Genomic DNA, 13,984 nt, shown 5'->3' on the forward strand with positions numbered 1-13,984 from the left:
ATATGCGCTTATTGAAATAAAATCAGGATTTCTATTTTAGTGTTCGAACTTGACTGTAAACTTCTCAGCATTTTTTTCTATGTGTATAAATTTAAAAGTGTTTCGGTTGCTGCAGAACAACTCTGCATGAGTCAACCTGCGGTCAGTAATAGCTTAAATAAAATCCGTCAACATTATAACGATCCGCTATTTTTACGTATTGGCAATGAAATGATGCCAACGGAACTTTCCAAACAACTCTTTCCTTTGGTGAGTGAAGCCTTAAACCGAATTGAATTAATTAATAATTTCACCATCGATTTTGATGAAATGAATTCACATCAGCAATTTAACATTGCGATGACAGATGTATCACATTTAGTGTTGCTGCCAAAGATTTCACAATACTTGAAACAGCATGCGCCCCATGTAAGATTGAATGTACGCCCGATTACCTCTGAAACTAGTTACCAAATGGCAAATGGAGAAATTGATCTGGCGATTGGTTTCTTGCCGCATATGGAAAATGGTTTTTATCAACAATTGTTATTTGAACAATACTATGTGGTGATTGCCGCGAAAAACCATCCTCGTTTAACGCCAAATCATTTAACTATTGAACAGTATCTGGCAGAGTCACATATAGATATTGACGCTGGCATTGGTCATTATCATATTGAAAATGAGCTGTTAAATTTAGATTTAAAACGGAATATTATCATGCGTTTACCAAGCTACTTGGGGGTGGGTTTGGTAGTGCAAGAGTCCGATGCAATTGCCACCGTGCCTTATTACCTGAGTGAAGTACTCTTATCGCGAGGTAATTTACAAATTTTTAATGCGCCTATTTCATTTCCGACTTATAGCGTAAAACAATTTTGGCATATGTCATGTCATCATAAGACCAGCCATCAATGGCTAAGACAAATGTGCCATGAAATTTTAGCGCGATAAAAATTTCTCAAAATATAAAAAAGAGGTCTAATCAGACCTCTTTTTATTTATGACTTTTATAGTTTTGATTACTGTTGTGTGTCGCATTCATTAATAATTTGCCCTGCATGCTTAGGCGTGATTAATGGTGCTGTCGGGCGTGGGCCTGTGTATTGTAGGCCAATTCCTGCATAAACATCATCTGCTGCGACTTCTGTTTCAAAACGTTCTTTATCGCGTTCACGAATTTCGCGACTAATTTCTTCAACCTCGTTTAGATCAACGCCAAGTTCTTCTAAAATCGCACCACCAAATACCATAGCTGACTCAAAAGTCTCTCGAATCATGTAATCGACATTTTGTTTAGCCAAATGTAAGGCATGTTCACGGTCATAGGAGCGTACCAATAGTTTGGTTAGGGGAAATTCATGTTGTACCAACTCTATAATTTTATTCGTAGTTTCTTTGTGGTCTACGCAGACCACAATGGCTTCAGCGGTGTCTGCTCCTGAAGCATGTAAAATATCTAAACGGGAACCATCTCCATAGTAAATAGTAAAACCGAAACGTTCCGCGTTTTGAATCATGTCAATGTCATTATCAATAATCGTGACATCAACACCGCGCGCGAGTAGCAATTGACTAGTGACTTGCCCAAAACGACCAAAACCAATCATCAAAACTTTACCCGAAAGCCCATCTGCAATACGTATATTATCTAATGAAACTTGTGCTGTTTTTTGGGTATATCGTTTAAATAAAATACCGATAATTGGTGTAAGAATCATCGACAAAACTACAATAGCGGTAAGATTCGAGCGTTCGACAGCGCTGATTACTTGAGCACTCATTGCTGCCGTGAACAGCACAAAAGCAAATTCCCCGCCTTGAGCCATCAATAATGCACGATCAAGTGCTTCGATATGCGGGCTTTTGGTTAAACGAGCGGTAAGATAGATCATCACTGCTTTAACAAACATTAAAGCAATGACGGCACTGAGAATCAGTGGCCAGTTATTTCTCACCACGTTGAGGTCTAAGGACATTCCAACGCCAAGGAAAAATAAACCAAGTAAAATTCCTCGAAAAGGCTCAATATCGGCTTCAATTTGATGGCGGAAGGTTGATTCGGAGAGGAGTACGCCCGCTAGAAAAGCACCCATTGCCATAGAAAGCCCACTAATTTGCATGAGCAATGCTGCGCCTAAGACAACTAACAATGCTGCTGCGGTCATCACTTCACGTGCTTTCGCTGCTGCTAATAGACGGAATAGAGGATTGAGTAACCAATAACCAGCCGCGATCAAACCCGCAATTGAAATTAAGCCAATACCAATATTTTGCAAACGCACCGAGGTGCTTTCAACAACATGATTCGGAGCGATAAATGCAACAATCGCGAGTAAAGGAACAATCAGCAAATCTTCAAATAAAAGAATAGAGACAATTTTTTGCCCACGAGGTTGTGCAATATCACCTCGATCGCCCAAAAGTTGCATCACAATGGCAGTAGATGTGAGAACAAAACCCGCAGCACACACAAAACTCACTTGCCAAGAATAGCCATAAACTAAGCCAACGCCAGTCAGCCCAATTGAACATGCGATAATTTGTAAGGTTCCGAGTCCAAAAATTTCCTTTCTTAAACTCCATAAATGTGAAGGACGCATTTCTAGCCCAATCACAAATAGATACATCACAATACCCAGTTCAGCGATGTGTAAAATTGATGCTGAATCATAAAAAAAAGCCAAACCAAATGGCCCAATAATTAATCCCGCAATTAGATAGCCCAATACCGAACTCAGCCCCAAGCGTTTGATCACTGGCACAGCGATGACTGCCGCAGTTAGCAAGATTACTGGGGAAATTAGACTGATAGAATCCGCTTCTGCACTCATATATTTCTCATATTTATTGAATTATTTTGAAAAATATTAACTGATTATGCGGTCAGAGGACATCATAATTTGAACTTGAGTCAGATTGAATTACAGGACTAAAGACGCCAAATTGGCTTTGAGAATATTTGAAAAGTCTGATTTAAAATCATAATTTGTATTGCATCAGCATCAAATTTGAAGATTTCGATTGCTGATGCAAATCTCATGTAGGGTTGGGTTAGAGTTATTTTGTACTGTGACATCAAGGCATAAATGCAGAATCAGCATTGACTACAAAAATTACACAGATACAAAAAAATGCGCAGTATAAGAAAAACCAAAGAATCATTCGTTTGAAGGCTTTATCCGAAATAGAACTGTCCGCATATTTTTCTGGCTTTCTTGAACCTTGATCATCATTCATCACAAAACTCACTCTATTATGGCTTGTAATGATTATGGCGAAGTTCTGTTGACTGCTGTAGATACACTTTTTAAATAAAAAACTATAACAGAAGAAAAGAATTTCAAACTTCTGTTATGTTTTTTGTGTGCGTGATGGATGTTTTAAAGGCATTTTATGACTTAAACCTTATCTAGCGTAAAGTATCTGTCTTTATTTCATTAAAGTTTGAAAAGTAAAAATTTCTATTTGCCTTTAAACATTGGGGTTCTTTTTTCCAGCATGGCCATAACACCTTCATGTGCATCTTCAGATTGGAACAAAGCAGGTAAATAGGAGGCTAAATTTTGTAGGGCATAGGCTGAGCCTTTTTGTTGCGCTTCTTGGGCAGAGCAGAGTAAGGCTTTTACCGCTAAGGGTGCCGCTGTAGAAATCTCCTGAGCAATTTGAGTTGCTCGAGCAAGCTGTTGACCGCATTCAACTTTCTCAGAAATAAGATTTAAATCTAAAGCCGTTGCTGCCGTAAAACTTCTCCCAGTCAAAAGGTATGGCATCGCTTTTTGCCAACCTGCGGCTTGGACAAAGCGTACAGTAGCTCCACCAAAAGGCATAATGCCACGTAATACTTCTATCTGTGCAAATTTACAGTCTTCACTGGCTATCACAACATCGGCATTTAACATCAGTTCAATTCCTGCGGTAAAACAGATGCCTTGTACAGCCACGACGACAGGCTTAGTTCTGGGTTTTCCCGTTACTCCCCAAGGATCAATTTGATCAGTAGTAAAATTAAAAACACCCTGAGTCAATTTATCTTGCAGTTCAAGCAAATCTAGACCTGCTGTAAAATGATCACCATGTGCAAAAATAATGGCGCATCTTAAAGCCGGATCTGCTTCATATTCAGTGAGTGCTTGAGACAATGCCAAGATCATGTGGCTATCAAAAGCATTTCGTTTACTGGCACGATCTAAACCAATGAATAAAAGATGATCTTGGATTTCACGACTCACAGTTCCATTTGTATTATTCATTGTTATATACCTTGATTATTCTGTTTATTGATCTGCTTTTATTATGGAATGAGTTTGATGAAGATAAAGTGGAAAACTGTATGCAAATGATATCGATGAGATCACATTGTCAAAAATCACTGTGCCATATAAAAACTTCTAAATCGAATAGTTATTAGCTCATTGTGATGAATTTTCCTTTTGGGAATGTATAACCGCTTTTAAACCCGCCAAAGAAAAGGTCTTAAAATGTAAAGCCAACTGCTTGGCTGGTATGCAACGCATATTTTGCAACGGACCTGATGCCGTAACGCCAGTCATGATCAGCATTAGGCATGGTGCAACGACACTAAATATACAGGGCAATAGTGTGGGATCATTTTCATCTAAATCGGTAATTTGGCTAATAATATGACGGATTATCTGAAACTTTCGTGTACCTTCTGTTCCAAAAAAATTTAATAAATGTGCTGAAGGGGAGAAAATCTCACGAATAAAAACTTTGCCGCGCCATACGTCTTGCTCCACTAATTTTATAACCAGTGTTTCAAAAAAAACTCCCAGTTTTTCTTCAGGATCACATTGCATTTCAGCAATTTCTTGTAGTTCTTGCTCATTTAAATAATGTGCATGTGCTTCGCTAAGAACAGCCTGATACAAGCCATCTCGTCCACCAAAGTGATAGTTAATTGCCGCAAGATCCACTTCCGCCAATTTAACGATTTCCTTGTTGCTGGTTTTAGCCCAACCCAATTGGGCGATCAAATGACCCGCGGCCTCAAGAATCTTTGACTTGGTTAAATCACCATCACTGCGTCTGGCTCTGGACATCTGCTTACTCGATTGTATATTGGTATAAAGTATATTCTTTGATCTTAATTTTATGATAGTTTAAATTTAAATTGAATTTAAACTTTATTGTTTGAGTATAATAAATAAAGGCTGATCTTAATGAAAAAAACAGCGGTAATCTTGATTTTGGCTATGATCGTAATTCTTAGTTGTGGGATTGCTTGGTTTTATTTCAAGAAGCATCAGCCTGAAAATGATCTAACCTTATACGGTAATGTTGATATCCGTCAGGTATCTTTAGCCTTTGAAAATTCAGGAAGAATCAAAAGCCTTCAAGTACAAGAAGGTGATCATGTAAAACAAGGACAAGCGCTGGCAGAACTAGATACTTCCGCTTTAGTTATTCAAAAAAAACAAGCTGAAGCCCAATTAATCATTCAACAACAAGCTATTTTGACCCAAGACGAAGGCGCCAGACCAGAAGAGATTGTGCAAGCTAAAGCTCAAATTGCCTCTGCACAAGCAGAACTGAACAAAGCCAGTAAAGCACTACAACGTTTACTTGCTTTAAACTCAAGCAGTGCAGGAAAAGCCATCAGTCAACAAGAAGTAGATGCTGCTCAAAGCAATCAAAACGTGGCTCAAGCATCGGTCAAAGAACGTCAAGCCAACTTAGATTTATTACTCCAAGGTGCACGTAAAGAAGATCGTGAAGCAACTAAAGCTCAATACCAAGCGACTAAAGCGAATTTAGAGTCAATTCAATATCAGCTGACGCAAGCCGTTTTACGCTCCCCAACGGATGCTGTCATTCGGACACGCTTACAAGAAGTGGGCGATATGACCAATGCGCAAAAGGCAGTTTATACACTGGCGCTAACCAATCCTAAATGGGTACGTGTTTATGCCAACGAAGCTCAACTTAATCGCATTCATTTAGGTGATGTTGCCCAAATTTATCGCGATAGCATACCTGATCAACCTATTCAGGGGAAAATAGGGTATATCGCTTCTGTTGCTGAATTTACGCCTAAAACAGTACAAACAGAAGACATCAGAACCAGTTTGGTTTATGAAGTACGTGTGTATGTACAAGATCCAAATGACCAACTCAAAATGGGGCAACCCGTAAAAGTAGACATACAACCCACTGCATCAAGTATCCAAGAGAAAAAATAAGATGAGTGAGAGCTACATTCTTCAGGCAAAAGATTTGAAGCATGTGTTTAAGTCTCAACAAAAACACATAGAAGATACCTGCGCATTACAAAATATAAATATGCAAATTAGAGCAGGCGAACTAACCGCCTTGGTAGGACCTGATGGTGCAGGGAAAACTACGTTTCTTCGTTTAATTGCAGGCTTATATCAGCCTACAACTGGTGTGCTAGAAGTTTTAGGGTTAAATGTTGCTGAACATGCGCAAGCCATTCAAAACCGAATCAGTTATATGCCGCAACGGTTTGGACTGTATGAAGATTTAAGCATTATCGAAAACTTAAATTTATATGCAGATTTGCATGGTGTATCTAAGCACGACCGCCAACAACGTTTTGATCGGTTGCTTAAAATTACCGATTTAACTGCATTTACTCAACGTTTGGCAGGACAACTTTCTGGCGGTATGAAACAAAAGTTGGGTTTAGCCTGTACATTAGTACGTTCTCCAGAATTGCTTTTATTGGATGAGCCGAGCGTTGGCGTAGACCCACTTTCACGTCGTGACTTATGGACCATCATTGAACGACTGGTGCAAGAGGACAATCTCAATGTCATTATTAGCACAGCCTATATGGATGAAGCCGAGCGTTGTGACCAAGTCTATGTGATGTATAACGGACAGGTAATACAGCAGGGAACACCTCTACAATTACGCACCTATGCCAAGGATAGAACATGGCAAGTTTTACCACCGAAACATATGAAAGCCAGAGTGCTTCAAGCAGCGCTATTGGAGAATACCAAGCTTTATTGTGATGCTGTACCCAAGGGCGAAATGGTGCGTTTTATTACCCAAGATGCCTATAGTGAATTTCCAAAACAGCTTTTTCCGGAAGAATTAAAACCTGAAGCCAGAACCGCTGAACTTGAAGATGCATTTATGTTGATTCTGCATCGAACACAACAAACATCCTCTACAGAAACACTGATTGAAAATGAATTAGAGAAGGTGGATGAATTAGACATTTTAAAATCAATTCAATCCAATAATGGTGATGAAAGGGTCATTACAGTCCAAAATTTGACGCGTAAATTTGGGGATTTTACTGCGGTTGCGAGTACGTCTTTTGAGGTATATCGGGGAGAAATTTTTGGTTTGTTGGGGCCAAATGGTGCAGGTAAAACCACAACCTTCCGCATGTTATGCGGACTATTGCCAGCAAGCAGCGGCACACTTGAAGTCGCGGGAGTAAATTTACGTACGGCTCGTGCACAAGCCCGCGCCAAAATTGGTTATGTATCACAAAAATTTGCCTTATATGGAAATTTAAGTGTACATGAAAACCTCAAATTCTTTGGCGGTGCTTATGGTCTCTCAGGGAAAAAATTAAAACAACAAATCGAAAAAATGTTGACTCAGTTTCATTTGAAGCCTGAAGCCATCAGTGGAAATTTACCTGCAGGATTCAAACAAAGGCTTTCTATGGCTGCGGCGTTATTACATGAACCTGAAATTCTATTTTTAGATGAGCCAACGAGCGGCATTGATCCACTCGCACGTCGAACCTTCTGGCATACGATTGGAGAGCTTGCAAATCGGGGAATCACGATTATTGTGACAACTCATTTTATGGAAGAAGCCGAGTATTGTGACCGTATCGCCATTCAGGATACAGGTAAATTGTTAGCGCTTGGCTCACCACAAGAAGTCCGACTTCAAGCAGGAATGTATGCAGGTAAAGATATGAATAGTGCTTTTATTGCAATTGTTGAGCAAGCACGTCATGTCAATACCATATCCAAGGAGAGTGTTTAGATGCAGTCTTCTTTTCTCATCCGTTTAAAAGCTTTAATACATAAAGAGGCTATTCAACTGTTACGTGCCAAAAGCAGTCTGGCAATTGGTCTATTACTACCGATTATTTTAATTCTACTATTTGGCTATGGCTTGTCTTTTGACCTAAGTAATGGGCGAGTTGCTGTCGTCATAGAACAGCCATCTCCTCAAACGCAACAAATCGTTGCGGGAATGCAGGGAAGTCCGTATTTAACTGTTCAGCAATTTTTTGCGATGCCCGAAGCCATTACGGCCATAAAAAATGATGAAGTAGATGCTATTTTAGTCATTCCAGCCAATTTTGAAGCTGAACAATTACAAGGTCGTGGCAAACTTCAGTTATTAAGCAACGGACGCTCGACCAGTATTGCCTCGAGTATGCAAAGCTATGTTTCGGGCGCAATTTCTAATACTTTAAATTTACAAGTTGAGCGACAAAATTCGACAGCAACACAAGCGACTGTGAGTATAGAACAGCGTATGTGGTTTAATGAGTCGGCAAATAGCACTTGGTTTTTAGTGCCTGGTTTAATTGTTTTGGTACTCACCTTAATCGGGGCTTTTTTAACAGGATTATTAATTGCCCGTGAACGTGAACAAGGAACTTTAGAAGCACTTTTTGTGACGCCAGTAAGACCATTAGAATTGGTCATTGCCAAATTGACACCTTACTTAGTGATTGGTCTCATTGATATTGTCGTCTGCTTAATTGCATCCTCACTGTTATTTGAAGTTCCAATGCGTAGTTCCATGCTTTCAATTCTCAGTGCATGTTTTCTATATTTATTGGTCTCCTTATTGCTCGGTTTAACAATTTCTGGTTTTGCACAAAACCAGTTTCAAGCCAGCCAGATTGCGTTATTAGCCAGTTTTATGCCCGCAATGATGCTTTCTGGTTTTGTATTCGATATTCGTAATCTGCCTTTTGTCATCCAAATTGTTAGCCAAATATTACCAGCCACTCATTTTATGTCCTTAATTAAAACCCTATTTTTAGGTGGAGATGACTGGAAGCTCTGGTTCAAAGAATGCAGTATTTTAATGCTATATGTGATTGTGCTGATGTTTGCTGCCTGCAAATCACTCAAAAAACAGTTGAGATAACGACATGATTCAGCGCGTATTGTCATGGTTCCAATATCTGGCTGTATTGGTCAGAAAAGAGTTTTTGATTATTTTTAGCGACCCTGCAAACCGAATCGTCTTATTTGCACCAGTTCTGATTCAGTCACTGCTGTTTGGTTATGCCGCAACTTATGATGTAAATCGGGTTGATTATGCCATTCTGGATTTAAGTCACAGCCAAACAGCGACTGAATTTGTTGCAAAACTAGATGGTTCAGGTATTTTTCAACGCACTGCTACACTCGAAAATAGCCAGCAAATTACGTCAGTAATTAACAATCGTGAAGCACTGGCAGTCATTACCATTCCCCAAGATTTTGAACAAAAGCTGACTCAACAGCAAGCATCACCGATTCAAGTCATTGTAGATGGGCGGAATTCTTCTACAGCAGGTGCCGCAGGCTCATACATTGCAAGTACTGTGCAACAGTTTAATCAACAATACTTAAAGAATACAGCACCACTAAATATTGAAACTCGAATTTGGTATAACCCGAATCATGAATCTCGTTGGGGAATTATGCCATCTTTGATTGCTGGATTAAGTATGATGCAAACTTTATTGTTGTCCTCTTTATCTGTAGCAAGGGAACGGGAACAAGGAACATTCGATCAATTACTGGTCACCCCATACACCCCTGTACACATCATGATTGGTAAAGCATTACCGCCTATATTTGTGGGTTTAATTCAATCCACGATTATTTTTCTTATTATATTGTTTTGGTTTCAAATTCCAATGCAAGGTTCTATTGGCTTGCTATATTTGGGACTCTTTAGTTTTAATGTGGCTGTTGTTGGTGTAGGGCTATCGATCTCAGCCATTGCACTCAATATGCAACAAGCCATGTTTTTTACTTTTTTACTGATCATGCCGCTGATGCTTCTTTCAGGCTTATTAACACCCGTTCAAAATATGCCTCAAGTATTGGAAATTGCGACATATATTAATCCATTACGATTTGGAATTGATTTAGTGTTACGTGTTTATTTAGAAGGTGCAGAATTTTCCCAAGTAAAATATGACTTTGTTCCAATGATTATTTTGACTTGTATAACTTTACCTTTGGCTACTTGGTTGTTTCGAAATCGCTTGTCGTAAAAGTGAAGAAAGGATTTTATATTCTTCATTCTTTAGAGTACTCATTAACCAAAATGAAAAATTATCGTATGTAACATTCTTCCTGTATCGGATTGATTGAGTATGAAAGACAAAGAAAAAAGGAACTTATGACTAAGTTCCTTTTTCTTGAGCAATTACATAAAAATATTATGCAGATTGCTTAGGATGTACCATGTTTTGTACTGAAAGTACTTCTGCTAAAACTTCATCAGAAAGCAAGTTTTCAGCTTTAATAAGCGCAAGAATACTTTGACCAGATTCGTTTGCTTCTTTGGCAATACGAGTCGTCGTTTCATAGCCAAGGTATGGGTTCAATACAGTAATAATACCAATTGAGTTATCTACCAAGTGTTGGCAATGTTCAGCATTCGCACGGATGTTTTCAATACATTTCAATTGGAACATACGCATTGCTTTACCTAACAAATCAATTGATTCGAAAAGTTTGAATGCGATTAACGGTTCCATTGCATTTAACTGTAACTGACCCGCTTCAGCAGAAAGGGTAATTGCCAAGTCATTTGCAATAATTTGGTAACATGCCAAGTTCATTGCTTCAGGAATTACTGGGTTCACTTTACCTGGCATGATTGAACTACCTGGTTGACGTGGTTCTAAGTGAATTTCATTTAGACCTGCACGTGGACCACTCGACAATAAACGTAAGTCATTGGCAATTTTAGCAAGTTTAGTCGCCGTACGCTTTAAGAAGCCTGACAATAGAACGAAATCGCCCATGTCTGAAGTCGCTTCAATTAAGTCAGGAGAACTTGAAATGTTCTTTTGCGTAATTTGTGACAATGCTTCAATTGCGTGAAGACGGTATTCAACTTCAGTGTTAATACCTGTACCAATTGCTGTACCCGCTAAGTTCACAACACTTAATGCATTCGGCATGATGCTGTAAAGCATATTCAAGTCATTTTGCAAAGTATTAGCAAAAGCGCCAAATTCTTGACCCAAAGTCATTGGTACAGCATCTTGTAACTGAGTACGACCCATTTTTAAGATATGCGCAAATTCTTCAGATTTTACACGGAAGCTATCGATTAAGCTTTGGAATGGTGTGTTAAGTTGATCTAAAGAAAATAATAAACCAACTTTAATTGCTGTAGGGTATACGTCATTGGTTGACTGTGACATATTTACATCATTATTTGGGTGTAAATATTTATATTCACCTTTGGCATGTCCCATATATTCCAAACCAATATTTGCAATTACTTCATTTGCATTCATATTGGTTGAAGTACCAGCACCACCTTGAATCATATCAATTGGGAATTGATCATGATATAAATCATTCATCAACTGCTGGCAAGCATGTTGAATTGCATTGTATTTATTTTCTTCTAATTTATTTAGTTTAAAATTTGAAACTGCACATGCAGATTTAACCATTGCCAATGCTTTAATGAAAATTGGGAAATGGCTTAATTTATTCGGACTTAAATTGAAATTTTCCAATGCACGAAGTGTTTGTACACCGTAGTAACAATGGAATGGGACTTCTTTAAAACCAAGTAAATCTTTTTCAGTCCGTGATTTAATTTCAATATTCATTTAGAAATGCTCTATAGCGGGAATAATTTTATCTTAGAACTAGAACACCCAGCCTGACTAATGTAAAAAAATATTTATCCATGCATTTTTTGCATAACACTGTATAATTATCAATATCGCTTAGATTATGGACAGCGCAAATGTCATTGGAAATTCGTTGGATTGAAGATTTACTTGCTTTAGAACAAGAAAAATCTATCTCAAAAGCGGCCGAACTCAGACATGTAACACAATCTGCCTTTACACGCAGAATTCAAGCCATTGAAGATGCTTTAGGCTTTCAAATTTTAAAACGCTATAGCAAGAATGTAGACTTTACAGATGCTGGTCAAATCCTGCTGTCATCTGCAAAAAACATACAAAATCAATTGGATACAACAATAAAGTATCTGGAAAAAAATATTAGGAACAATGAGCTTTCTATCAAGTTTGCCGTGTCCCATTCGTTAATTACACAGTTTTTCCCTAATTTTATTCACAATTTATATACAGATATTAAAGATCTACAGCTTGAAATTATTGCAGCCAATATGAAACAGGGCATGCGACTGTTGAAAGAAGGTTCATGTGATTTTTTAATTTGCTATTGTGATGAAGAAACTCTAAAACAGTTAGACCATGCAATTTTTGCATTTCATAAAATTGTGAAAATGGAAATTCTTCCTGTTGCATCTGCACGCGATAAATATGAGAAATACAGTTTAGATCAAAATTTTCCATTGCTGTCTTATAGTAAGCAGGCTTATTTAAGAAAATGTGTCGATCGTGAAATTGAAGATAAATTAGATTATCGAATTTTATATGAAACAGATAATGCTGGAGATTTAAAAGCTTTGGTTTTACAAGGACTAGGCGTTGCTTGGTTGCCTAAATTATTAGTAGAAGAAGAAATTGCTGAAAATAAATTACGCGTCTTAGATGGTTATCATTTTTTCCAAGATGTTTATCTTATTCGCAGTAAAGTTATATATTCTCAACGTATGGACTATATATGGAATACTTTAACTAATTAATATGAATTAGGCATTGTATAAATAATATTTTCATCTATTAAATTTATACAATGCCAATATTATTTTTCTAATATAAATAACAAAAATTGTTCTTACATTTACTGGTTCTGCTCATATTTAAAGCACCTTCCTTCATTGCTTCAGCATACAACCTTTTGCGTATTTTTTTATCAATCTGGTCTTAACAATGTCGGTTCTTGTGCCAATTTTTGTGCCAGAAATTCAATCAATACTTTTAGTTTTGGTGGCAAATGTTTTGTCGCTGGGTACAACAACCATGCTTCGCCACTATAGTAGGTTTTAAAATACCAGTTTGGCAAAACTTGAATTAACTGCTTATTTTTCATTGCCTTATTTGCTACAAAGAACGGTAAACTGGCAATTCCAAGGTGCTGTAAGGCTGCATCAAGTCGTACTCCTGTATGATTCGCCGCGTAGCGACCTTTGACATGGACTGAAAGGTTTTTGTTCCCTTGTTGAAATTTCCATTTTGAATCTATTGCTTGCTCACCCAAAAAGATACACTGATGTTCTTTCAAATCGTGTGGATGCTGAGGTGTACCAAACCTTGATAAATACTCAGGCGTTGCACAAATTACATGATCTATTTCTAAAAGTTTACGGCCCATCAAACCATCATGTGGCTTCTCCGTAATACGAATAGCTAGGTCGACTTGATCTTCAATTAAATCAACATAACGATCTTCTAATAGTAGTTGAATATCAATTTTAGGATAAAGTTTCAAAAATTCAGGTAAATAGGGGTGAATTAAATAATGCCCAACGGCCTTAGGCACACTCATTCGAATTTGACCTTGAGGTTCTGAGTGAAATTTTTCCGAACTTTCCATTACGGCTTGAGCTGCATTCACCATATCTAGGCAACGCTCGTATACAGCTTGTCCACTTTCACTTATACGTAACTTACGAGTGGTTCTTTGTAGTAGTCGGGTCCCTAATGCTTTTTCTAAGCGTGAAATTGCTCGACTGATTGCGGAAGGTGTTGTTCCAAACTGACGGGCTGTTTCAGAAAAACTACCTGTTTCTACCACTTTTACAAATGTCACCATTTCATTCAGTAAGTTTAAATTTTGATTTGTGCTCATGAAGCAAAAGTTATTTGATAATTTTCTAGATTATCACCCCATAGACAAAGTTA

At 37.9% G+C, this 13,984-nt stretch carries 11 protein-coding genes; 6 read left to right on the top strand and 5 right to left on the bottom strand.

Features of this window, described 5'->3' with window-relative positions:
- Positions 1 to 39: 39 nt before the first annotated feature.
- Positions 40 to 933, top strand: coding sequence for a LysR substrate-binding domain-containing protein (locus tag MP622_RS05980; RefSeq protein ID WP_016168010.1), 894 nt, complete (start codon positions 40 to 42; stop codon positions 931 to 933).
- Between the two features lie 68 nt (positions 934 to 1,001).
- Here MP622_RS05980 and MP622_RS05985 read toward each other — a convergent pair whose 3' ends face one another.
- From MP622_RS05985 to MP622_RS05995, 3 genes are all read right to left on the bottom strand, one after another.
- Entirely contained in the window at positions 1,002 to 2,813 is a 1,812-nt protein-coding gene (locus tag MP622_RS05985; RefSeq protein WP_243792997.1) for a monovalent cation:proton antiporter-2 (CPA2) family protein, read from the bottom strand.
- A 630-nt stretch (positions 2,814 to 3,443) separates the two neighbouring features.
- Entirely contained in the window at positions 3,444 to 4,232 is a 789-nt protein-coding gene (locus tag MP622_RS05990; protein WP_243792999.1) for a crotonase/enoyl-CoA hydratase family protein, read from the bottom strand.
- Between the two features lie 159 nt (positions 4,233 to 4,391).
- Positions 4,392 to 5,042, bottom strand: a complete 651-nt coding sequence (locus MP622_RS05995; RefSeq protein WP_243793001.1) for a CerR family C-terminal domain-containing protein — start codon at positions 5,040 to 5,042, stop codon at positions 4,392 to 4,394.
- A gap of 120 nt (positions 5,043 to 5,162) precedes the next feature.
- Between MP622_RS05995 and MP622_RS06000 the strand changes: the two genes are divergently transcribed.
- Genes MP622_RS06000 through MP622_RS06015 form a run of 4 tightly spaced genes read left to right on the top strand, consistent with a single transcriptional unit; the run spans position 5,163 to position 10,228 of the window.
- Entirely contained in the window at positions 5,163 to 6,182 is a 1,020-nt protein-coding gene (locus MP622_RS06000) for an HlyD family efflux transporter periplasmic adaptor subunit (RefSeq protein WP_044740730.1), read from the top strand.
- A 1-nt stretch (position 6,183) separates the two neighbouring features.
- Positions 6,184 to 7,980, top strand: coding sequence for an ATP-binding cassette domain-containing protein (locus MP622_RS06005; protein ID WP_243793003.1), 1,797 nt, complete (start codon positions 6,184 to 6,186; stop codon positions 7,978 to 7,980).
- Positions 7,981 to 9,105: an ABC transporter permease gene (locus MP622_RS06010; protein ID WP_243793005.1), complete on the top strand. Its 1,125-nt coding sequence runs from the start codon at positions 7,981 to 7,983 to the stop codon at positions 9,103 to 9,105.
- A 4-nt stretch (positions 9,106 to 9,109) separates the two neighbouring features.
- The gene (locus MP622_RS06015; RefSeq protein ID WP_243793007.1) at positions 9,110 to 10,228 is read left to right on the top strand and encodes an ABC transporter permease; all 1,119 of its coding nucleotides are present in this window, start codon (positions 9,110 to 9,112) and stop codon (positions 10,226 to 10,228) included.
- 168 nt (positions 10,229 to 10,396) lie between these two features.
- On the opposite strand, the gene MP622_RS06020 is transcribed toward MP622_RS06015, so the two are convergent.
- Positions 10,397 to 11,812, bottom strand: coding sequence for an aspartate ammonia-lyase (locus MP622_RS06020; protein ID WP_151504688.1), 1,416 nt, complete (start codon positions 11,810 to 11,812; stop codon positions 10,397 to 10,399).
- A gap of 140 nt (positions 11,813 to 11,952) precedes the next feature.
- Between MP622_RS06020 and MP622_RS06025 the strand changes: the two genes are divergently transcribed.
- On the top strand, positions 11,953 to 12,825 hold the full coding sequence (locus tag MP622_RS06025) for a LysR substrate-binding domain-containing protein (RefSeq protein WP_104442109.1): 873 nt from the start codon (positions 11,953 to 11,955) through the stop codon (positions 12,823 to 12,825).
- Between the two features lie 170 nt (positions 12,826 to 12,995).
- Here the strand turns inward: MP622_RS06025 and MP622_RS06030 are convergent, their stop codons facing one another.
- A complete protein-coding gene (locus MP622_RS06030; protein ID WP_243793009.1) occupies positions 12,996 to 13,931 on the bottom strand; it encodes a LysR family transcriptional regulator in 936 nt (311 codons plus the stop codon).
- Positions 13,932 to 13,984 lie beyond the last annotated feature (53 nt).

The organism is Acinetobacter sp. PK01, from assembly GCF_022819285.1.
Taxonomy (GTDB): Bacteria; Pseudomonadota; Gammaproteobacteria; order Pseudomonadales; family Moraxellaceae; genus Acinetobacter; species Acinetobacter tandoii.

Excerpts from the sequence above, each read along its gene's own strand:
- MP622_RS06000 (WP_044740730.1), top strand. The coding sequence starts at position 5,163 with ATGAAAAAAACAGCGGTAATCTTGATTTTGGCTATGATCGTAATTCTT.
- MP622_RS06010 (WP_243793005.1), top strand. The coding sequence starts at position 7,981 with ATGCAGTCTTCTTTTCTCATCCGTTTAAAAGCTTTAATACATAAAGAG.
- MP622_RS06030 (WP_243793009.1), bottom strand. The coding sequence starts at position 13,931 with ATGAGCACAAATCAAAATTTAAACTTACTGAATGAAATGGTGACATTT.
- MP622_RS05990 (WP_243792999.1), bottom strand. The coding sequence starts at position 4,232 with ATGAATAATACAAATGGAACTGTGAGTCGTGAAATCCAAGATCATCTT.
- MP622_RS06020 (WP_151504688.1), bottom strand. The coding sequence starts at position 11,812 with ATGAATATTGAAATTAAATCACGGACTGAAAAAGATTTACTTGGTTTT.
- MP622_RS06025 (WP_104442109.1), top strand. The coding sequence starts at position 11,953 with ATGTCATTGGAAATTCGTTGGATTGAAGATTTACTTGCTTTAGAACAA.
- MP622_RS05995 (WP_243793001.1), bottom strand. The coding sequence starts at position 5,042 with ATGTCCAGAGCCAGACGCAGTGATGGTGATTTAACCAAGTCAAAGATT.
- MP622_RS06005 (WP_243793003.1), top strand. The coding sequence starts at position 6,184 with ATGAGTGAGAGCTACATTCTTCAGGCAAAAGATTTGAAGCATGTGTTT.
- MP622_RS06015 (WP_243793007.1), top strand. The coding sequence starts at position 9,110 with ATGATTCAGCGCGTATTGTCATGGTTCCAATATCTGGCTGTATTGGTC.
- MP622_RS05985 (WP_243792997.1), bottom strand. The coding sequence starts at position 2,813 with ATGAGTGCAGAAGCGGATTCTATCAGTCTAATTTCCCCAGTAATCTTG.